General features: G+C 73.6%; 18 protein-coding genes. 8 read left to right on the top strand and 10 right to left on the bottom strand.

Going from position 1 to position 20002, the window contains the following annotated elements; genetic code table 11:
* The first annotated feature begins 68 nt into the window (after positions 1-68).
* On the top strand, positions 69-2375 hold the full coding sequence (locus DFQ13_RS12400) for a hypothetical protein (protein ID WP_146241201.1): 2307 nt from the start codon (positions 69-71) through the stop codon (positions 2373-2375).
* Between the two features lie 121 nt (positions 2376-2496).
* Here DFQ13_RS12400 and DFQ13_RS12405 read toward each other — a convergent pair whose 3' ends face one another.
* Together DFQ13_RS12405 and DFQ13_RS12410 are read right to left on the bottom strand one after the other, a co-directional pair.
* A complete protein-coding gene (locus tag DFQ13_RS12405; RefSeq protein WP_110079889.1) occupies positions 2497-3690 on the bottom strand; it encodes a fatty acid desaturase family protein in 1194 nt (397 codons plus the stop codon).
* Between the two features lie 28 nt (positions 3691-3718).
* Positions 3719-4807, bottom strand: coding sequence for a ferredoxin reductase (locus tag DFQ13_RS12410; RefSeq protein ID WP_110079890.1), 1089 nt, complete (start codon positions 4805-4807; stop codon positions 3719-3721).
* A gap of 66 nt (positions 4808-4873) precedes the next feature.
* On the opposite strand from DFQ13_RS12410, the gene DFQ13_RS12415 reads away from it, so the two are divergent.
* The 3 genes from DFQ13_RS12415 to surE all read left to right on the top strand — a co-directional run bounded on the left by DFQ13_RS12415 (position 4874) and on the right by surE (position 7858).
* Positions 4874-6073, top strand: a complete 1200-nt coding sequence (locus DFQ13_RS12415) for a PucR family transcriptional regulator (RefSeq protein WP_219994395.1) — start codon at positions 4874-4876, stop codon at positions 6071-6073.
* Positions 6074-6150: 77 nt separating this feature from the next.
* On the top strand, positions 6151-7080 hold the full coding sequence (locus DFQ13_RS12420) for a PfkB family carbohydrate kinase (RefSeq protein ID WP_181399947.1): 930 nt from the start codon (positions 6151-6153) through the stop codon (positions 7078-7080).
* A gap of 10 nt (positions 7081-7090) precedes the next feature.
* Positions 7091-7858, top strand: a complete 768-nt coding sequence (surE, locus tag DFQ13_RS12425; protein ID WP_035288237.1) for a 5'/3'-nucleotidase SurE — start codon at positions 7091-7093, stop codon at positions 7856-7858.
* A 66-nt stretch (positions 7859-7924) separates the two neighbouring features.
* Here the strand turns inward: surE and DFQ13_RS12430 are convergent, their stop codons facing one another.
* Both DFQ13_RS12430 and DFQ13_RS12435 read right to left on the bottom strand, forming a co-directional pair.
* Entirely contained in the window at positions 7925-8146 is a 222-nt protein-coding gene (locus DFQ13_RS12430) for a three-helix bundle dimerization domain-containing protein (RefSeq protein WP_035288235.1), read from the bottom strand.
* 91 nt (positions 8147-8237) lie between these two features.
* Positions 8238-8927, bottom strand: coding sequence for a FadR/GntR family transcriptional regulator (locus DFQ13_RS12435; RefSeq protein ID WP_035288233.1), 690 nt, complete (start codon positions 8925-8927; stop codon positions 8238-8240).
* A gap of 182 nt (positions 8928-9109) precedes the next feature.
* On the opposite strand from DFQ13_RS12435, the gene leuA reads away from it, so the two are divergent.
* A complete protein-coding gene (gene leuA / locus DFQ13_RS12440) occupies positions 9110-10861 on the top strand; it encodes a 2-isopropylmalate synthase (RefSeq protein WP_110079892.1) in 1752 nt (583 codons plus the stop codon).
* Complete coding sequence (locus tag DFQ13_RS12445) at positions 10858-11652, top strand: ABC transporter ATP-binding protein (protein ID WP_110079893.1); 795 nt, start codon at positions 10858-10860, stop codon at positions 11650-11652. The genes leuA and DFQ13_RS12445 overlap by 4 nt, the downstream gene beginning before the upstream one ends.
* A gap of 54 nt (positions 11653-11706) precedes the next feature.
* On the opposite strand, the gene DFQ13_RS12450 is transcribed toward DFQ13_RS12445, so the two are convergent.
* The 6 genes from DFQ13_RS12450 to DFQ13_RS12475 form a co-directional block, all read right to left on the bottom strand.
* Complete coding sequence (locus DFQ13_RS12450; protein WP_052020454.1) at positions 11707-12537, bottom strand: SAM-dependent methyltransferase; 831 nt, start codon at positions 12535-12537, stop codon at positions 11707-11709.
* 207 nt (positions 12538-12744) lie between these two features.
* Positions 12745-13419: a TetR/AcrR family transcriptional regulator C-terminal domain-containing protein gene (locus DFQ13_RS12455; protein ID WP_035278049.1), complete on the bottom strand. Its 675-nt coding sequence runs from the start codon at positions 13417-13419 to the stop codon at positions 12745-12747.
* A gap of 152 nt (positions 13420-13571) precedes the next feature.
* Positions 13572-15032 (bottom strand): MFS transporter, encoded by a 1461-nt coding sequence (locus DFQ13_RS12460; RefSeq protein ID WP_233438377.1) that lies wholly within the window; start codon positions 15030-15032, stop codon positions 13572-13574.
* 157 nt (positions 15033-15189) lie between these two features.
* Positions 15190-15375: a PspC domain-containing protein gene (locus DFQ13_RS12465; RefSeq protein WP_035278047.1), complete on the bottom strand. Its 186-nt coding sequence runs from the start codon at positions 15373-15375 to the stop codon at positions 15190-15192.
* Positions 15376-15473: 98 nt separating this feature from the next.
* On the bottom strand, positions 15474-16226 hold the full coding sequence (locus tag DFQ13_RS35580) for a TetR/AcrR family transcriptional regulator (protein WP_110079895.1): 753 nt from the start codon (positions 16224-16226) through the stop codon (positions 15474-15476).
* Positions 16129-16950, bottom strand: coding sequence for an alpha/beta hydrolase family protein (locus DFQ13_RS12475; protein WP_035278045.1), 822 nt, complete (start codon positions 16948-16950; stop codon positions 16129-16131). The genes DFQ13_RS35580 and DFQ13_RS12475 overlap by 98 nt, the downstream gene beginning before the upstream one ends.
* 76 nt (positions 16951-17026) lie before the next feature.
* On the opposite strand from DFQ13_RS12475, the gene DFQ13_RS12480 reads away from it, so the two are divergent.
* Both DFQ13_RS12480 and DFQ13_RS12485 read left to right on the top strand, forming a co-directional pair.
* Complete coding sequence (locus DFQ13_RS12480; RefSeq protein ID WP_110079896.1) at positions 17027-18376, top strand: zinc-binding metallopeptidase family protein; 1350 nt, start codon at positions 17027-17029, stop codon at positions 18374-18376.
* Positions 18377-18627: 251 nt separating this feature from the next.
* Positions 18628-19974, top strand: coding sequence for a hypothetical protein (locus DFQ13_RS12485; protein ID WP_052020446.1), 1347 nt, complete (start codon positions 18628-18630; stop codon positions 19972-19974).
* Positions 19975-20002: the final 28 nt, after the last annotated feature.

The following is a 20002-nucleotide window of genomic DNA, read 5'->3' on the forward strand; positions in this document are numbered from 1 at the left end:
CCCAGGGGTTTCGGGGGAAGGGGACTGCTGTGCGTGGACTGAAACCGATCGTGTGGGGTATGGCGGTGATGGCGGCTGCGTCGTGCACCTCCTCTCCGCCAACGCCTCCCGCGAAGACCGAGCGCGTCGCGCCGCAGCAGGTCGCCGTCCCACCTGTCGTGGCCTACGCGACGCCTGACGCTGTGCGGGTGCTGCGCGGCGCCGCGGCCGTCGCCGACATCGCCTTGGCGGAGAACGAGAACGTCGTCGACGCCGAGTGGGTTCCGGGCGGTTCCCGGGTGGTCGTGGCCACCTCGACCCGACTGGTGTCGATCGACACCGCCACCGGTGCCACGGCGACCGCGCCCTGCGAGTGCTCGCACCTCGCTGTCGCCGACGGCAAGGTCTACTCCATCGACGGGTACAGCCCGAAGGAGATGGCCGTCCACGACGTCACCACGTTGCGCGCGGAGGAGGCGGTGCGACCGGACCTCGCGGGGGGCAAGGGGCTGCTGGGCATCGACGGCGCGGGCGACCGCCTGGTCATGTTCCGGATCAGCGAGGACGGCGCGAGGCCGCTCACCGACGTCGTCGTCTTCCAACCCGCCACCGGCACGAGCACCACGGTCGGGAACACCGGCCACCTCGGCACACCGTCGGGCGGCGCGTACACGCCGCGCGGGTGGCGCGACACCCCCGGGTACGCCTACCTCGCCAGTGGGTCGACCGGCGCGCAGACCGGGACCGCGTCGGTCGTCTGGTTCGACCCGACCAGTCCGGCGCCGCAGGTGGTGACCACCGACCGGCGGCTGCGCGAGCAGACGCCGGACGTGCCCGACGAGTCGTGGAACAGTGCGCGCGAGCACCTGTGGTGGGCGTCCGACGGCACGATCCGCACCACCGCGTGGACCTGGAAGTGCGAGCAGGCGGACCCGCTGGAGCAGCCCCGGTGCACCGACCTGGTCCCGCACCAGCAGTGGCGGCACGACGGCGTCGACTGGACCCGCACCGACGACCGCGACCTGGCCTCGGTGCGCGAACTGGGCGACGGCACGTCGGTGGAGCTGTCCCGCGACAAGGACCTCTCCCTCGTCAACGGCGGCACCCGCACCCCGGTGGTAAGCGACGTGGACCAGGTGTGGACCCCGGCGTTGCCCGCGGTGCCGGTGGAGCAGGGCGACCAGGCCCTGGCCGAGCGGTTCGCGCCGGAGGTGTGGCTGCACCAGGACGAGAAGAACTTCCCCGTCGACGCGGGGGAGTTCGTGCGCCGCTCCACCCTGCGGTTCGACCACGGCCCGCCCTGCGGTGACCCGAGGCTCGTCGCCGAGCGCGCCGACCCGGTCAAGCTCGGCCGCGGCGAGCACACCAGCCCGGCGCTGCGCCGCAACCAGCGCGACTGCTCCCCGAGCGACGAACCGGTGGTGTTCCGCTCCGACCTGGCGGCCGAGGACGGCAGCGGCAAGGGGTTCCTCCTCGACCTCGACGACGACGCCCGGGACGGCGCCAAACCCGTCGACGGGACGGTCACCGCACCCGTGTACTGGGAGTACCTGCCGGGTCAGCGCCCGGGGGTCGGCGCGTACGTCTACTGGTTCTTGTACGCCTACAACGACTTCCTCAACAACCACGAGGCCGACTGGGAGCGGGTCGCCGTGCAGGTCGACGGCGACCGGCCGGTCGCGGTGGCGTTCTCGAAGCACGAGGTGCCCCCCTGCCAGGTCACCTGGGAACGCCTCGACACCGAGGGCGACCACCCCGTGACCTTCTCGGCGAGTGGCTCGCACGCCTCCTACGGCTTCGCGGGGGAGTTCTCACGGGCCGACGGGAAGCAGGTGGGCACCGACAAGACCGCCAGGAACACCCGCTGGCCGACCTGGGCCGACGTGCGAGCCCTGCGCGACCAACCCTGGTACGGGTACCGGGGCCTGTGGGGGGACACGGCGCTGATCGACGTCAACAGCGGCATCGTCGGCCCCTACCCGAAGCGCGACATGTCCACCCTGCTGACCACCTCGCAGTGCACCGAACAGGTGGGGCGCGTGCCGACCGACTGGCTCGGGGCTTGGAAGGCGGGCCGCGTGCAGGACCCGATGGCGGCGCAGGACCCGCGCGCGAAGGACTACACCGCTGAGATCTCGCTGGAACAAGGCCAGTTCGGGGAGCAGGTGGGTACGGCGACCTACGGTGGGCTCGGCTGCGTTGGCGTCCTGACGCTGGAACGGGGCACGCAGGAGGCGATCGTGCTGCGCGAGGCGCGGGAACCCGATCCCGCTTCACCCAACCAGCAGTGCCGCACCGCGGGGCACACCACGATCAAGCAGACCGCGACGGGGTTGAGCTACAGCTTCGTCCCCGACCGGCGTCCGGGGCCGATCACGGCTGACCTGACCCGGTGACGGCTTCGGGTCGTCGGGGTTTCGCGGGTGTACTCGGCCGGGTGGACGTTGCTGCGCCGGTTGGGTTCGGGGCGGCCGGTTGCCGTGCCGGTGTGGAACGGGTTTCGGCCTGCCCCGTGCCTCACCGGGAGGAGGTGGACACCAGTTCCGCCTCGGGGGTGTTCGGCACCCGCATGACGACGGGGGCCGGTGCGGCCCCGCGCGGCCGGACGGGTTCGGAGTGGCCGAAGAAGTTGTTGGGCAGGGACAGGCGGATGACCTTCTTCCAGGCGGAGGCGACCTGGCGGGGGAGGCTGCCGGTGGTGTAGCTGAGCCCGTACCGCTGGAACAGGTCGCGCACCTTCGGGGCGATCTCCTGGTACCGGTTGCTGGGCAGGTCCGGGAACAGGTGGTGCTCGATCTGGTAGGACAGGTTGCCGGTCATGACGTGCATGAGCCTGCTGCCGCTGATGTTGGCCGAGCCGAGCATCTGCCGCAGGTACCACTCGCCGCGGGTCTCGCCCTCGATGGAGGTGCGTTCGAACGTTTCGACGCCCTCGGGGAAGTGGCCGCACATGATCACCGAGTGCGACCACAGGTTGCGGATGAAGTTCGCGGTGAGGTTGGCCGTGATCGTCGTGGCGGCCGACGGGCCCGACAGCAGCGGGTGCACGACGTAGTCCTTGGTGACCTGCTGCCCGATCTTGCGCAGGGTCTGCTTCACGCGGGCGCGGAACTCCGGGGCGCCGCGCCGGGACTTCGCCAGGTTCTTGCCCAGCTCCAGGTCGTAGGCGGCGATCCCGTACTGGAAGATGCAGGCGTTGACGAAGTTCCACAGCGGCTGTCCCAGGTGGAACGGGTGCCACCGCTGGCCCTCGTCGACGCGCATGATGCCGTAGCCGAGGTCGTTGTCCTTGCCCAGGACGTTGGTGTAGGTGTGGTGCAGTTGGTTGTGCGAGTGCTTCCACTGCTCCGCGGGGGTGGCGTGGTCCCACTCCCAGGTGGTGGAGTGGATCTTCGGGTCGCGCATCCAGTCCCACTGCCCGTGCAGGACGTTGTGGCCGATCTCCATGTTCTCCAGGATCTTCGCCACCGTCAGCGCGGCGGTGCCGAGGAACCAGGCGGGCGGGAACAGGGAGGCGAGCAGGACGGTGCGGCCGCCCATCTCCAGCACCCGCTGGGTGGTGATCACCCGGCGGATGTAGGCGGCGTCGTCGGCGCCGCGGTCTGCGATCACCTGCTCGCGGATCGCGTCGAGTTCGACGCCGATGCGCTCGATGTCCTCGGCGGACAGGTGGGCGATCTGGTTGTTCGCCTGCTTCTGGATCGTGGTCATGCTGTGGTCCTCGGATCGCTGGTGGGGATCAGATGTCGAGCTGGCAGGGGCCCGCGGCGGCGGACACGCAGGTCTGCACGAGGACGCCGTCGCCGGGGACGGCGCTGGTCACCTGCCCGTCGCGCAGGTCGCGCACCGCGCCCTCGCGCAGCGGCACGACGCAGCCGAAGCAGATGCCCATGCGGCAGCCCGACGGCATCAGCACGCCGCGGGACTCGCCGGTGTCGAGCAGCGAGGTGGCGCCGTCGGCCTCGGCGGTGACCGCCGAGCCGGTGAACGTGACGGTGCCGCCGTCGCCGACGGCGACCAGCGCCGGTCGGAACCGCTCGGTGTGCAGGCGCTGCCCGCTGCCCGCGGCGTCGTAGGCGTCCTGGAGGGCGTCGAGCATCCCGTTGGGACCGCAGGCCCAGGTTTCCCGCTCGGTCATGTCCGGGACGAGCACCGCCAGCTCCGCCGGGTCGAGCACGCCGTCGACGTCGGTGTGCCGCTCGACCAGCCGCAGGCCACCGCGCGCGGCGAGGCCGCGCAGCTCGGCGCCGAAGATGACGTCCTCGGGCCGGGGGGCGGAGTGCACCAGCACCACGTCGTCGAGCCGGTCGGCGCCGTCGCGGAGCATCCCCATGACCGGGGTGATGCCGCTGCCCGCGGTCACGAACAGCGCCTTCGCCGGGCGGGTGGCGGGCAGGGTGAACTCGCCCGCCGCCTGGTCGAGCTGCACGACCGTCCCGGCCTGGAGGTGGTGCACCAGGAACCGGGACACGGTGCCGCCGGGCAGCGCCTTGACCGTGATCGTCACGGTGCCGTCCGGGCGCGGCGGTGAGGTCAGCGAGTACGAGCGCCACTGCCGGACCCCGTCCACGTCGACTCCGATGCGCAGGTACTGCCCCGCCGTGTGGCCCGCCCAGCCGCGGCCGGGCCGGATGACCAGGGTGGCGGCGTCGGCGGTCTCCGGCAGCACCGCCTCCACGCGTCCGCGCAGGTCCGTGCTCGACCCCAGGGGGTCCAGGATCGACCAGTAGTCGCCGGGCACCAGCGGCGTGGTGACCAACCGGGCCAACCGGCGTGCGCGGGCGCGCAGCGTGTCGCGGAGGGGAACCGGGGTCTGCGTCGTCGCCATGGGTTCAGCATGACTGCACCGGCGGTGTAAGTTCCTGTGTCCGGGACGTGAATCGGGGAGCAGCTCTTGTTCGCAGGGAACAGTTCACTCGAATCAGAACAATTCCGCCTGCCCGAGGGCTTGGCGGAGGCGATGCGGTCGGTGCTGCCGTCGGTCGCCGAGCGCACCGTTGCGGCGATCGTGGCCGAGGTGCCCGCCTACACCGAGGTCTTCACCGGCGGCACCGGTCGCAAGCTGGAAACGGCCGTGCGGCTGGCCCTCGGCGGCTTCCTGGAGCTGACCTCGGGCGCAGGGGGAGCGGCGGCCAGCACCCCCATGGTGCCCTCGCTCGACGGTGCCTACGAACTCGGCGTCGGCGAGGCCCGCAGCGGCCGGTCGATGGACGCGTTGCAGGCCGCCTACCGCGTCGGCGCCCGGATCGCCTGGCGCGAGCTGAGCACCATCGCCACCTCCGGCGACCTCTCACCAGGCGGGATGGCCCGGTTCGCCGGACTCCTCTTCGCCTACATCGACCAGCTCTCCGCCATCAGCGTGGCGGGCCACGCCGACGGGTTGGCCACCACGGGCCGCGCCCGGCAGCAGTACCTCGACCGCCTGGCGTACGGCCTGCTCACCGGCAGCGGCCCGGACGAGCTGGCGGTCGCGGCGGACCGGGCGGGTTGGGAGCCGCCGCGCTCGCTGACCGCGGTGATCATCCCCGAGGCCCGCGCCCGCGGGGTGCTGCCCCGCCTCGACCCGCGCACCCTGCAAACCTTCGAGGGCGCCCTGGACCTGCCCGACGGCCGGACGGCGGTGCTCCTGGTGCCCGACGCCGAGGGCCCGTTCCGCGGTCCGCTGGTGGCGGGCCTCGCGGGGCTGGGCGCCGTCCTCGGCCCGGCCCGGCCGTGGACCGGGGTGCGCGCCTCCTACCTGCGGGCCCAGCGGGCCGCCCGGCTCAACCTGCGCCCCACGCCCGAGACCACCGTGGACACCGAGCAATGCCTGGCCGACCTCGTCCTGCGCTCCGACGCCGACGCCCTCGACGACCTGCGCGCCCAGGTCCTCGCCCCGCTCGACGGCCTGCGCGCCCCGCAGCGGGCCAAGCTGGAGGAAACCCTGCGCTCCTGGCTGCTGCACCACGGGCGGCGCGAGGAGATCGCCGCCGAACTGTTCGTGCACCCGCAGACCGTCCGCTACCGCATGGGGCAGCTCCGCGAGCTGTACGGCTCCCGCCTCGACGACCCCAGGACGGTCCTGGAGCTGACCATCGCGCTGGGCTCGGGGTGATCCCCGTGGTCAGCTCGCGATGGCCGGGTCCCCGACGCCGCGACTAGTTTTGGGCGATTCGGGGTATTAGTCCGATCATGGACAACCAGGTGTGCGTGTTCGCGCCGTCGCCGCAGCTCACGGTGACGGTGGAGGACCTCGACGGTGGACCGGACCTGCACCTGCACGCGGGCGGGCAGGGGTACTGGCAGGCGCGGATGATCACCGCGCTGGGGTCGCCGGTGGTGTTCTGCTGCGCGCTGGGCGGGGAGACCGGCTCGGTGCTGGGGCACCTGCTGACCGCCCCCGACCTGGAGGTGCGCTCCCGGCAGGTGGCCGCGCGCAACGGCGCCTACATCCACGACCGGCGCGAGGGCGAGCGCGAGGAATTGGTGGAGCAGTACCCCGGGCGGCTCACCCGGCACGAGGTCGACGACCTGTACGAACTCGCCGTGGTGGCGGGGCTGGCGGCCGGGGTGGCCGTGCTCGGCGGCTCGGTCGACGTCGCCACCGAGGAGGTCGTCCCGGTGTCGGTCTACGAGCGGCTGGCGGCCGACCTCGGGCGCAACGGCTGCCGGGTGGTCGTCGACCTCGCGGGCGCGCGGCTGGCGGCGGCGCTGGAGGGCACGCCCGCGGTGGTGAAGGTCAGCCACGAGGAGCTGATCGAGGACGGCCGGGCCAAGTCCGACGACCTCGCGGACCTGACCGGCGCGGCGCGCGAGCTGGTGGCCTCCGGGGTCGAACTGGTCGTGGTGTCGCGGGCCGCGGAACCCACGCTGGCGGTGACCGCCGACGACGAACTGCTCGTCACCGCCCCCGCGCTGGACCCGGTGGACACCCGCGGCGGCGGCGACTCGATGACGGCGGGGCTGGCCGCCGCCTTCGCCCAGGGCGCGGACCTGGAGGCGGCGCTGCGGCTCGGCGCGGCGGCGGGCGCCCTCAACATCACCCGCCACGGCCTGGGCAGCGGCAGCGGCGACGCGGTCCGGTCGCTGGTCGAACGGGTAGAGATCGCGCGGGTGGGGTAGCACCTACGACATGTCTCCCCGAGTGCTCGTGACCAACGACGACGGCATCGACTCACCCGGTCTCCTGGCGCTGGCGCGTTGCGCGGTGGACCTCGGCTGGACCACCCTCGTGGCCGCGCCCGCCGCGGAGGCCAGCGGCACCAGCGCGGGGCTCACCGCGGCCACGGACGACCGCACCTTCGCGGTCGAGCGCCGGACCCTCGACGGGCTCCCCGGCGCACCCGCGTACGCGGTGGCCGCGCACCCCGGCCTGATCGCCCTCACCGCCTGCCACGGCGGCTTCGGCGACCGGCCGGACCTGGTGCTCTCCGGGATCAACCGGGGCGCCAACATCGGCCGCGCGGTGCTGCACTCCGGCACCGTGGGGGCGGCGCTGACCGGTTCCATCAACGGCGCCCGCGCGCTCGCCGTCTCCCTGGACGTGCCGCTCGACCCGACCGCCCCGCCGAACTGGGGCACCGCGGCGTCGGTCGTGGCCGGTCTGCTGCCGCTGCTGGCTTCGCTGGAGGTGGGGGCCGTGCTGAACGTGAACGTGCCGGACGTGCCCGCCGACCGCCTCCTGCCCGCCCGGTGGGCCCGGCTGGCCTCCTACGGTCGGGTGCGCAGCAAGGTCACGCAGGTCGACGACGGCACGATCGAGGTCGGCAACGTCGTGGTGGACGGCGACCTCGAACCCGGCACCGACGCCGACCTGCTCGGCCGCGGGCACGTGACGGTGACCGCGCTGCGCTCGGTCCACGAGGACGACGCCCTGATGGACGGCGAACTCCCGGGCTGAGACCGGCTCCTGCCGGAACCGGGCTGGGCGCACCCGAGGGCGCGCCCAGCCCGGTTCCGGCTTCGGTCAGGCGGTCCGGCCGAGCCGGGACCGGACGTGGCGCTCGATCAGGATGGGCACGAAGGTGGTCACCTTGGCCTCCCGGAAGCGGTCGTGCTCCTCCTGCACGGCGGCGTGGATGTCGGCTTCGCGGGCCGGGCCGTAGTCGTCGACCAGGCGGGCCTCCATCTGGTGCAGCTGCGTGCTGACCTGCTCGGCAAGGTCGTCCATGGAATGCGATGCGCTCATGTGAACCTCCTGGTGGTGACCTGCCCGCTTCGGCTGTCCATGCGACATCGCGGACGTGAACGGGAGATGAACAGTCCCGAGGGGTGGTCGATCACCGGGCGTGGAGCTGGGCGAGGGTCTGCTCCAGCTCGTCCCGCAGGGCGCGTCCGGCCGCCTCGGCGTCGCCCCTGGCGATGGCGGCCACCAGCTCGGCGTGGCCCGCGTCCCCGTGGTTCGGGTCGTCCGCGCGCAGGTCGAGCAGGTCCACCAGGTCGACCAGGCCGCGCTGCAACACGGGCAGGAACTCGGTGAACAAACCGGTCAGCACAGGGTTGTGCGCCGCGGCGACCACGGCCGCGTGCAGGGCGGTGTCCGCCTCGACGAACTCGGCGGTGGTCCCGCCCGCCGCGGCGCGGCGCCCGGCCAGGGCCGCGTCGATGGCGGCGAGGTCGTCGTCGGTGCGGCGGCGGGCGGCCAGCTCCGCCGCCGCGACCTCCACCAGCACGCGCACCTCGTAGACGTCGGTGATCGCCGCCTGGCGCAACCGGATCGACCAGTCCTGCTCCGACCGGGTCGCGACGACGAACACGCCCGCGCCCTGCCGCGCCTGCACGAGCCCGGCGCCCGCCAGTGCGCGGATGGCCTCGCGGACGGTCGACCGGCCCACCCCGAGGGTCTTGGCCAACGTCGTCTCACCGGGCAGCTTCGTGCCGATGTCCCAGGTGCCATCGGTAATCTGCTCGCGGAGCCGTTCGGCGGCCTGCTCCACCAGGGGGGACGGTCGTAGGGAACCCAGGGGCATGGCGTACGTCTCCCACTTGTCAGCTTGTCTGAGGAGTGCGGTTGTGGTTACGGTACCCGCATGTCGCCACGGGGGTTCCTCCTTCACCGCCGCTGCGGGGCCTGATCCGACCGGCTCCCCGCAGCGGGTGTCGGGCTGCGCCGGTCACCGAAGGATGACCGAGTGGAAGAGCTTCCCCAACCATGGTTTCCCTCTCCGAGACCACCCGCACGCCCCCGGCGGACGCGCCCGCGTGGAACCCGCAGCGCCCGAGCGCGATGCCGCACCACCGCTACCGGCCCGCCCACGCCAGGGTCGCGCTGCCGCTGACCGACCGGACCTGGCCGTCGCGCACCCTCGACCGGGCGCCGCTGTGGGTGCCGGTGGACCTGCGCGACGGCAACCAGGCGCTGGCCGAGCCGATGGACACCGAGCGCAAGCGCAGGTTCTTCGACCTCCTGGTCGCCGTGGGCTACAAGGAGATCGAGGTCGGCTACCCCTCCGCCAGCCAGACCGACTTCGACTTCGTGCGCCACCTGGCCCGCAGCGGTGAGGTGCCCGACGACGTGACCGTCTCGGTGTTCACCCCCGCCCGCCACGACCTGATCGACCGCACCATCGCCTCGATCGAGGGCCTGCCGCGCGCCGTCGTCCACCTCTACACCGCCACCGCCCCGGTGTGGCGGGACGTGGTCCTCGGGCGTTCCCGCACCGAGGTGCACGCGCTCATCAGCGACGCCGCCACCCACCTGCTGCGGCGGGCCGAGGAGCGGCCCCGCGCCGACACCCGGTTCGAGTTCTCCCCGGAGGTCTTCAACCTCACCGAACCGGACTTCGTCCTGGAGGTGTGCGACGGCCTGACCGAGCTGTGGGACGCGAGCCCGGACCGGCCGGTCATCCACAACCTGCCCGCCACGGTGGAGATCGCCTCGCCCAACGTGTACGCCGACCAGGTCGAGTACGCGCACCGGCACCTGGGCAGGCGCGGATCGGTGATCCTGTCGGTGCACCCGCACAACGACCGCGGCACCGGCGTCGCCTGCGCCGAACTGGCCGTGCTGGCGGGCGCGCAGCGGGTGGAGGGCTGCCTGTTCGGCAACGGCGAGCGGACCGGCAACGTCGACCTGGTGACCCTGGCGCTGAACCTGTACGCGCAGGGGGTGAACCCGATGGTCGACTTCTCCGACCTCGACGCGGTGCGCGAGGTGGTCGAGCACTGCAACCGGCTGCCCGTGCACCAGCGACACCCCTACGCGGGCAGCCTGGTGCACACGGCCTTCTCCGGCACCCACCAGGACGCGATCGCCAAGGGCATGGCCCACCACGCCGAGCAAGCCGCTGCCTTGGGCGTCGACCCGGGCGAAGCGCCGTGGGCGGTGCCGTACCTGCCCATCGACCCGGCCGACATCGGCCGCACCTACGAGGAGGTCATCCGGATCAACTCCCAGTCGGGCAAGGGAGGGATCGCCCACCTGCTGCTCACCCACCACGGGCTCGACCTGCCGCACGCGCTGCGCCCGGACTTCTCCCGCGCGGTGCAGCGCGTCACCGACACCACCGGGCGGGAACTGTCCGACAAGGAGCTGTGGGAACTGTTCCGCACCACCTACATCGCGCCTGCCCAGGACGGCCCGACCACGCTGGAGTCCTGGAGCACCAACGAAACCGCACCCGGCGAGCACCGGTTCACCGGCACCCTGCACACCGGGGAACAGCGGTTGTCCTGCGGAGGAGTGGGAAGCAGCCCGCTGTCGGCCCTCACCGACGCGCTGGGTGCCGCAGGCATCGAGGTGGACGTCCTCGGCTGCACCGAGCACTCCACCGGCAGCGACGCCGTCGCCTACGCCGAGTGCCGGGTGGGCGGGGTCGCGCGTTGGGGCGCGGGCCGGGACACCTCGGTCCTCACCGCCTCCGTCAACGCCGTGCTGGCCGCGGTCAACCGGGCCGCGTCGTGACACCGGTCCTGCGCGTCGAGGGCGTCGACTTCGTCCGCGAGGGCAACCCGATCCTGCGCGGGGTGTCCCTGACGGTCCGGGCGGGCGAGCACTGGGCGCTGCTCGGTGCCAACGGCGCGGGCAAGAGCACGCTGCTCAGCCTCCTCGGCGCGTTCGCCCACCCCACCCGGGGTGTGGTGGAGGTGCTGGGCCACCGGCTGGGCCGGGTGGACATGCGCGAGCTGCGCTCCCACGTCGGCCACGTCGACCCGCGGCACGCCCCGAGGTCACCGCTGGCGCTGTGGGAGGTCGTCCTCACCGGGTTGACCAACACCGCCGAGTGGGTTCCCCGGTGGGGTCCGACCGCCGAGCAGGTCGCCCTGGCCCACCGGCTCATCGACCTGCTCGGGCTGGGGGAGCGCCGCCAAGCGCAGTGGCCCACCCTGTCGCAGGGCGAACGGGGTCGGGCGCTGATCGCGCGGGCCCTCATGCCCAGCCCGCGCCTGCTGCTGCTCGACGAACCCGCCACCGGCCTCGACGTCGCGGGCCGCGAGCAGTTCCTCGAACGGGTCGACCTGTTGCAGACCACCCTGCCGGACCTGGCGTCGGTGCTGGTCACCCACCACCTCGAAGAACTCCCACCCGGCACCACGCACGTCCTGCTGCTGCGCGGGGGGCGCTGCCTGGCCGCCGGACCCGCCGACGAGGTGCTGACCAGCGACCGGGTCAGCACGTGCTTCGACCACCCGATCCGCCTCACGCGCACCGGCGGGCGCTGGAGCGTGCGCGCGGGCGAACCCCGGGGCGGCTGACCGCGGTGCCGCGGTGGTGCGCACCCGGCGGGGTGCGCACCACCGCGGACGTCGTCAGGGCTTGCGGCCGACCGCGGCCACGATGCAGCGCGCCGCGGCGGGCAGCTCCCCGAGCCGGGGCCCGTCGGACCACCAGTCGTCGGCCACGACGATGCCCGGGTCGACCAGGTCGAGGCCGACCAGCATCTCCTCGATCTCCGCCCGGGTGCGGAAGTACCCCCGGCTGATGCCCGCGTTGAGGATGCCCTGCACGCGCTGGGCGAGCGCGCTGTCCTCGTTCTCCGGGTCGAGGAAGTGGCTGAACACGACGTAGGACCCCGAGGGCAGGGCATCGATGTAGCGCCGCATGACCTCCACCGGGTGCAACCCCTCGTCGGCGCCGTGGTGGTGCAGCGTGGCCACCTGCAACAGGGCCAGGGGGCGGTCGAAGTCGAGCCGCGAACGCACCACCGCGTTCTCCAGCACCTGCTCCGGCCGGAAGATGTCCGCGGCGATGAAGTGGGTGTAGTCGTTCTCCTCCAGCAGCGCCCGACCGTGCGCCAGGACCACCGGGTCGTTGTCGACGTAGACGACCTCGGCCTCCGGGTTGAGCCGCTGCGCGATCTGGTGGGTGTTCTCCGCGGTCGGCAACCCGGACCCGCAGTCGAGGAACTGGTCGATGTGCGCGTGGTAGCACAGGAACCGCACCGCCCGGATGAGGAACGCCCGGTTGGTCAGGGCGATGGACCGCACCTCGGGCACCGCCGCGTCGAGCTGCGCGAGCAACGCGCGGTCGACCGCGTAGTTGTCCTTGCCCCCGAGGGCGGCGTCGTAGGCGCGCGCCACACTGGGCACGGTCTCGTCGATCGCGGCTGACGGGGCTGGCTCGGGGGACACATCAACCATGGGGACCTCGTGGGGGAGTCGATCGGGGGGCACCCACAGTAGTCGACCGACCTCAGCCAGGACGTGGGGCGGGTCGTCACCGCCCGCGCACCCCCACCGGTGGTCGATTCGCCCGACCGGTGATCACTCCGCGTCTCCACGGGGCTCGGGGTCGACGCCGGGTTCGGGGTGCCCGCCCGACCGGCCGGCAGGTGTCGCCGCGAGGTGTCAGCGGGTGGTGTCGGTGGACAGCAGGCCGGTGATGATGGCCGCCAGCCCCCTGCGGTGGCTGTCCTCGGTCGTCAGCGCCACCCACCGACCGGACATCGACGTCAGCCGCGGGTACGCGGTGGGGTCCAGCGCGGCGAACGCCCGGTCGCGGTGCGTGGGCGTCCCCGCCTCCGCGCGTCGCCTGGACCGGGTGAAGTGGACCAGGAGTTCGCCCGCGGTGTAGTACCAGATCACCCGGTACGCGTGGACCGCCTCCTCGGGCGTCAGCCCGCACCGCACCGCGGCGTCGAGGATGTCCTCCACGATCCAGAGCGCCGAGGGGGCCACCAGGTCGTCGGAGGCGAGCACCTCGACGATCCACGGGCAGTCCGCGAGGACGTCGTGCAGGGTCCGCGCGGCGGCGAGCAGGCGCTGCCGGGGTTCGGTCGGCAGTTCGGGCCGGGGGAACCCGCGGGCGTGCGCCTCCAGCAGGAGCAGCAGGAGTTCGTCCTTGTCCTCGACGTGGTGGTAGAGCGCCATCGGGGTGGAGGACAGGTCCTTGGCCAGGCGGCGCATGGAGAGCTGTTCGACGCCGTCGGCCTCGACGATGGCGGCGGCGGCGGCCACGATGGCCTCCTTGGACAGCCGCGCGGGCCGTCCGGCTCTGCGGGGCACCGCGTCCTCGGTCGGCATCGGTCCCCTCCCCGCGCGCTGCTGGCGCGGCAACCCTAATCCACGGCCCCGCCCCCGCGGCACGCCCCGTCCCGGTGCCCGTCACCGGGGCGGGCCGGTGAGCCGGGGTCGGTCGGGTGCCGACCCCGGCCGGTCCGGAGTGGACGGAGCGCTCAGGCGTCCACCGGTGCGCCCCGGGCGGTCCTCTCCTCAGGCGCGGCCCGGTCCTCCCCCCGCCCGCCCGGCAGCACGAACACCGCGATGAGCGCTGCCCCCAGCAGGCAACCGCCCGCCAGCGCGAGGCCGAGGCCGAAGCCGTCGGTGGTCGCCAGGTCGACCGGGGCGCCCTCGGCGAGCCCGGCCGCGGTGGCGGAGACCTGGGCGGTCACCAGTGCGGCCAACCCGATCGCGCCGCCGATCTGGCGGGAGCTGTTCAGCAGCGCGGAGGCCACGCCCGCCTCGTGCGGCGGGAGCCCGCCGGTGGCGGCGGCGGTCAGCGGGACGAAGCACAGGCCGATGCCCAGTCCCGCCACCAGCGACGGGCCGAGGACGTCGGTGGTGAAACCGCCGTCGGGGCTCAGCAGCCCGAACCAGGCGAAGCCCGCCGCTGCCAGCAGCCCGCCCGGTACCAGCAGCGCCCGCACGCCGAACCGGCGCAGCAGCCGGGTCGAGGCGAAGATGCCCACCACCACGGCGCCGCACATCGGCAGGAAGGCCAGGCCCGCCCGCGCGGTCGGCAGCCGCAGCACCTCCTGGAGGTACAGCGACACGAAGTAGAACGAGGCGAACTGGCCCGCGCACAGCAGCAGCATGAACAGGTTCGACCCGGCCACGTTCCGCTGGGCCAGCAACCCCAACCGGATCAGCGGGTCACCGGTCCGGGTGCGCCCCTCCCACACCGCGAACGCGACCAGCAGCACCGCCGCCGCACCCAGGGTCAGCACCGTCGTCGCCGAGGTCCAGGTGTGCTGCTCGGTGCGGACCACCCCCAGGACCAGCAGGCCGACGCCCGCGGTGGCCAGCACCGCGCCGGTCGCGTCCAGCCTGCCCGGCCTGCCGCCGAACGCCCCGCTCGGCACCGACCGCGTCGCCAGCAGCGCCACCGCGAGGGCGATCGGCACGTTCACCAGCATCACCCAGCGCCAACCCGCGTACTCGGTCAGCAGGCCACCCGCGAGCACCCCCGCCGAACCGCCGACCGCCGACACGGCCGCGTGGACGCCCAGTGCCCGCGCCCGTTCCGGGCCTTCGCGCTGGGTCAGCGTCAGCAGCGCCAGCGCGGCGGGCGCCATCAGCGCCGCCCCCAACCCCTGCGCCGCCCGGGCGGCCACCAACTGCCACGGCGCTTGGGCCAGCCCGCCGACCAGCGAGGCCACCGCGAACAGCGCCGTGCCCGACAGCAGCAACCGGCGCTGGCCGAACAGGTCGCCCGCGCGCCCGCCGAGCAGCAGGAACCCGCCGAACAGCAGCGCGTAGGAGTTCACCACCCAGGGCAGGTCCACCGGGTCGATCCCCAGTCCGGACCGCATCCCCGGCAGCGCCACGTTCACGATCGTCATGTCCAGCGTGACCATGAATTGAGCCAGGGCGACGGCGGACAGCGCCGTCCCCCGCTTGAGTCCTGTCGTTCCCACGAGACCACCCCCATAGATTCTGTACGCGTAAATATACGCGTACAGTAATGCTGTGCGGAAGGTGGTTCCGTCGAAGGGCGTGCGCCACGGCGAATCCTGGTGGCGGTGGTGGCCGTACCGGCGGGTCGGCGCGGTCGACAGCGCGGCAGACGGCCTGCTAGCGCGAGGGGATGATCGCCCACAGGGCGAGGTAGATGATGAACTGCGGCCCGGGCAGGATGCAGGACACCACGAACAGCAGCCGGACCTTCCCCGGTCGCATGTTCCACTGTTCGGCGAGTCCGGCGCACACCCCCGCGATCCTGCGGTTGCCGCGGGGCCTGCTCAACGCTGTGGTCGTCATGCCACCATCCTCCCCCTCCCGGGCACTCCCGACATCTCGGCGGGCGCCCGGACGCGACAGCACGCCGTTGCGCGGCCGGGGGAGGCGGGCTGCCGGGTTCAGGTGGAACTGGGCTGGAGCATCCTGATGGCAAGTTCGGCGTAGGCGTCGGCCAGGTCTTCCGGTCCCAGGGTGGGGGTGGGGACGAACCAGTAGGGGGCCCGGACGCCCATGCTGGAGATGGCGGCGGTGGTGGTGATCAGTTCCGCCGCGTCGAACACGCCGTCGCGGACGCCCCGCATGCCGGGTTCGGTGGCCAGTTGCTCGGTGCGCCTGCGCAGCTCCAGCGCCTCGGCGGAGCGCTCGGGGGTCAGGTGGTGCAGTTCGTCGTTGGTGACGATGGCGAGCAGCGGGTAGGTCACGTGGCTCAGGACGTGGGTGCGCACCAGGGCGCGGACCCTGGTCACCGGGTCCGGTGGGCACTCGGCGAGGGTCCGCTCGAGCGCCTCGAGCAGGTCGCGGTGGCCGATGAGCACCAGCCGCTCCAGGATGTGCTGCTTGGACGGGAAGTGCTCGTAGAGGCTGGGGGCCTTGATCCCGACCGCGGTGGCGATCTGGCGGGTGCTGGTGCCGGGGTAGCCCTGGTGGGCGAACAGCCGCAGCGACTCCAGCAGGATGCGCAGCTCGGTGCCGGTCCCGTTGCCGGGGGGCAGGCGCGGCTCCACCGCGCGGACCCTGGTCAGCGCGGTGAAGTCGCGGGCGGGCGGCGGCGGGTCAGCCGCCTGCCCGCGAGTTCCGTCGGACGTCGACGTACGCCGGATCGGTGCAGATGCCGCAAGCACCGGTGAACTCGGCTGCCGCTTGTTGGTCACCCGACAAGTTGTACCGGAACCACGCGGTGATGGTGCCGCGGAACCCGCCGCCGTCCGGGACGGGGGTGAAGTGGGTGGCCCCACCGAGTTCGGCGTACCAGGCGGGGACGCGCGCCGCCTTCTCGTACAGCGGCAGCACCAGCCTGTCCGGGTCGACGATGGTGTCCTTCTCCCCGGCCAGGAACAGCGCGGGCCCGCGCAGCTTCGTCGGGTCGGCCAGCGGTCCCGGTTCCAACGCGACCGTCGTGTCGACCACCGGGTCGGCGCCCGCGTTGATCGCGCCCGCCCCGCCCTGGGAGTGCCCGATGGCGCCCACGTGCTCGAGGTCGACCTTGCCGTAGTAGGCGCTGCCGCGCCTGCCGTTCTCCAGGCGCAACCACGCCGCGCCCGCCAGCATCTCCTTGCCGCTGTTGGAGAACGCGGTGTTGGCGGCGGCCACGATGTACCCGTGCGAGGCGAGGTGGCGCAGCAGTCCGGAGTAGACACCGGGGAAGGCGCCGGTCCCGTTGCCCCAGACGATGACCGGGTGCTTGCCGTCGAGCCGGGTCGGTCGGTAGTAGGTGCTGTTCAACCCCACCTCGACGGTCACGGCGTACGGGCCGGGCGCGGCCCAGTCGGTGGTGGCGGCGGCCGGTGCCACCTGGGCGGCCTCCCCGCTCGGGGCGACGAAGACGAGCGTTGCGGTGACCGCGAGCGCGGCCACGAGTGGACGGCGGAGTTTCATCGGTGAACCCTCCCTAACGACTGTTAGGGTATCGTCGCAGTGACCCGCGAGGGTGTCAACCGGATCGGGAGGGCATGTGCTACCGCTGGACCGCGACTGGGTGGACGCCGAACTGGACTTCCTGCGCGACCTCGGTCCCCGGCTGACCGGCTCCCCGCAGCACCACCGGCTGGTCGACCGCGTCGCCGAGCAGGTCCGGGCGCTCGGGCTGCCGGTGGCCGAGGACCGGCACCGGTTCACCCGGTGGGACCTCACCGGCGCGGCCGGGCTGTCGGTGGGCGGGGAGCCGGTCGAAGTGGCGTCGGTGTTCCCCTACTCGGGTACCGGGCGGGTGACCGGGCCCTTGGTCCGGCTGCGCGGGCCGGTGCCCCGGTGGTCGAGGGCCCGGGGCGGGATCGCGGTCGTCGAGGTGCGCAACCGGGAGCTGCCGTTCGCCGAGGTCGTCCGGGTGTGGGGGTCGCAGCAGCCGTGGGAACCCCTGGCGCACCCGCTCATCCCGGCCACGATCGCGGGACTCGGGTTGCACCGCGCCCGGCGGGCGGGGGTGCGCGGGGTGGTCTTCGCCTGGCGCGGGCTGGCCGCCGAGGACGCGCGCGGCCAGTACGTGCCGTTCACCCTGCCGTACCAGGACATCCCCGCCGCGTTCGTCGCGGGCGAGGCGGCCGACGCGGTGCTCGACGCCGCCGCGCGGGGGCGCTCCGGCGACCTGGACGTGCCCGCCACCCTGACCCCGGGGGCGTCCATGCGCACACTGTGGACAACCGTCGAGGGCACGCAGCGTCCCGATGAGACGGTGCTGGTCGTGACCCACACCGACGGCACCAACGTCGTGGAGGAGAACGGCCACATCGGGCTGCTCGCCCTCGCCCGCGACGCGGTGGCCACCCCGCCCCGGCGCACGGTCGTGTTCGCCTTCGTCGCGGGCCACCTGCGCATCCCGGCGGTGACCCGATCCGGTCAGGCGGCCACCCGGTGGCTGCGCGACCACCCGGACCTCTGGTCGGGGCCGCGGCGCGCGGTCGCGGGCCTGGGCGTGGAACACCTGGGCGCCCGCGCCCCCGAACTGCTCTACGCCACCACACCGCGACTGCGCGACCTCGCCGCCGCCGAGTGGCCGGGCACCCGGGTGTCCAGGCCGAGCCCCCTGATCCACTTCGGTGAGGGTGAACCCCTGCTGCACCACGGCATCCCCGCCATCTCACTGGTCAGCGCCCCGATCGACCTGCTGTCGACCCGGCCCGGCGACCACGTCGACCCGGACCTGCTGCACCGCCAGGTCGACAGCTTCCGCCGCGTCCTGGCCCGCTTGGACGACACCGCTCCGGACGACCTCGGGCAGGTCCGGCCCGCGGGCGTGGCGGCGAAGGCGGTCGCGGCGGCACACCTGGCCGTGGCCCTCGCCCGGTCGCGCCGCCCGTCGAGCTGAGCGGCCCCGCCGGGGAGGGCGTCCACGGCAAGATGCTGCTAGGAGTGGAGAACACGGTCACCCCGTTCACCTGATCGTGAGTCCCACTCGTGCGCACAGTGGTCGGCGCCCGGCAACCGGGTGACGCGGTCCGTGTAGTGCAACCCCTTCCGGCGCTAGCCATCCCGGGTGGTCGTGCCCCACGATGAGGAGCACTCGCTTGTGGAGCAGGGTGAACCGCTGCTCCACTGTGGACCTGATGTGGAGATGGCATGACGTCTGGACACCACCCCAACGGCAGGCTCCGCGACCTGATGGCCGAGAGCGGCTGGACCGGCGAAGCACTGGCGCGGGCCGTCAACACCGCGGGCGGCAGAACCGGGCTGCGGTTGCGCTACCGGCGGGACGCGGTGTCGCGGTGGCTGGCCGGGATGCGTCCCCGGCCACCGGTGCCCGACCTGGTCGCCGAGGTGCTGTCCCGCCGGGCCGGTCGCCGCGTCACCGCGCAGGAGGCCGGGCTGGTCGCCGCGGAAACCGGCGCCCGCTCGCCGCACTGGTGGCAGGTGGTGCCCGTGGGCGCGCTGTTCGACGCGGGCGTGGGCGCCTACAGCGTGGCCGCGCTCGCCGTGCCGCCGTGGACCGCGCACCCGGTCGAGCCCCCGGCGGCCGACCCGCGCACCGGCCCCCGGGTCGGGGCGGGTGAGGTCGCGGCGGCCAGGCTGATGGCCCGCCTGTTCGCCGACGCGGACACCGCCTTCGGCGGCGGCCACTCCCGGCACACCCTCGCCTCCTACCTCAGCGCCACCGTCGCACCCTGGCTGCGCGCGGACGCGACCCCGGCGGTGCGGCAGGCCCTGCTGTCCACCGCGGCCGGGCTGGCCACCCTGTGCGGCGCGATGGCCGTCGACGACCGGGCCAACGCCTGCGCCCAACGCCACTACCTGGCCGCGCTGCGGCTCAGCGCCGAGGCCGGGAACGCCCCCGCCCACGCCGTCGCGCTGCGCGGGCTCGCCGAACAGGCCCGGCTGCTCGGCCACGCACACCACGCCGACCGCCTCGCCGAAGCCGCTGTGCGCACCGCCGGGGACGACGCCCACCCGCGCCTCGCGGCGTCCCTGCACGGCGAACTCGCCGCGTCGGCCGCCGCCGCGGACCGGGGGCAGCGCGCCGCCCGCCACCTCACCGCGGCCCACCGGGCACTGGAACGCGACACCGGATCGGACGCCCCGCCGTCGGACCTCCTGCTCCCGGGCACCCGCGGTCACCACTGGGCGGTGCTCGCCCAGCACCGGGCGGAGGTGGCCGCCTGCGCCGCCGACCGCCCTGCGGCGATCAACGCCCTGCGGGCGTCGTTGCGCCACCGACCGACCCCCGAGCGCCGCGCCCGGGCGCTCACCCTGGCCCGGCTCGGCGAACTGCACCTGGCCGAGGGGCAGGTCGAGGACGCGTGCCGCGCCTGGGGTCGGTTCCTCGACGACCACCCCGCCCTGACCTCCGCCCGCGCCGACGCCGCCTCCGACGCGCTGCGCACCCACCTCCGTGCCCACCTGTCCGTCCCGGCGGCACGGGCGCTGTGGACCAGGACGACCACCGGCGCCGCGGCGGGAGCGGGCGCCTGACCGGCACGACCCCTCCCGGCGGAACCCA

Origin of the sequence: Actinokineospora spheciospongiae, from assembly GCF_003182415.1 — a bacterium.
Classification (GTDB): Bacteria; Actinomycetota; Actinomycetes; order Mycobacteriales; family Pseudonocardiaceae; genus Actinokineospora; species Actinokineospora spheciospongiae.

Excerpts from the sequence above, each read along its gene's own strand:
- DFQ13_RS12405 (WP_110079889.1), bottom strand. The coding sequence starts at position 3,690 with ATGACCACGATCCAGAAGCAGGCGAACAACCAGATCGCCCACCTGTCC.
- DFQ13_RS12420 (WP_181399947.1), top strand. The coding sequence starts at position 6,151 with ATGGACAACCAGGTGTGCGTGTTCGCGCCGTCGCCGCAGCTCACGGTG.
- DFQ13_RS12435 (WP_035288233.1), bottom strand. The coding sequence starts at position 8,927 with ATGCCCCTGGGTTCCCTACGACCGTCCCCCCTGGTGGAGCAGGCCGCC.
- leuA (WP_110079892.1), top strand. The coding sequence starts at position 9,110 with ATGGTTTCCCTCTCCGAGACCACCCGCACGCCCCCGGCGGACGCGCCC.
- DFQ13_RS12450 (WP_052020454.1), bottom strand. The coding sequence starts at position 12,537 with ATGGTTGATGTGTCCCCCGAGCCAGCCCCGTCAGCCGCGATCGACGAG.
- DFQ13_RS12485 (WP_052020446.1), top strand. The coding sequence starts at position 18,628 with ATGACGTCTGGACACCACCCCAACGGCAGGCTCCGCGACCTGATGGCC.
- DFQ13_RS12475 (WP_035278045.1), bottom strand. The coding sequence starts at position 16,950 with ATGAAACTCCGCCGTCCACTCGTGGCCGCGCTCGCGGTCACCGCAACG.
- DFQ13_RS12400 (WP_146241201.1), top strand. The coding sequence starts at position 69 with ATGGCGGCTGCGTCGTGCACCTCCTCTCCGCCAACGCCTCCCGCGAAG.
- DFQ13_RS12465 (WP_035278047.1), bottom strand. The coding sequence starts at position 15,375 with ATGACGACCACAGCGTTGAGCAGGCCCCGCGGCAACCGCAGGATCGCG.
- surE (WP_035288237.1), top strand. The coding sequence starts at position 7,091 with ATGTCTCCCCGAGTGCTCGTGACCAACGACGACGGCATCGACTCACCC.
- DFQ13_RS12430 (WP_035288235.1), bottom strand. The coding sequence starts at position 8,146 with ATGAGCGCATCGCATTCCATGGACGACCTTGCCGAGCAGGTCAGCACG.
- DFQ13_RS12455 (WP_035278049.1), bottom strand. The coding sequence starts at position 13,419 with ATGCCGACCGAGGACGCGGTGCCCCGCAGAGCCGGACGGCCCGCGCGG.
- DFQ13_RS12410 (WP_110079890.1), bottom strand. The coding sequence starts at position 4,807 with ATGGCGACGACGCAGACCCCGGTTCCCCTCCGCGACACGCTGCGCGCC.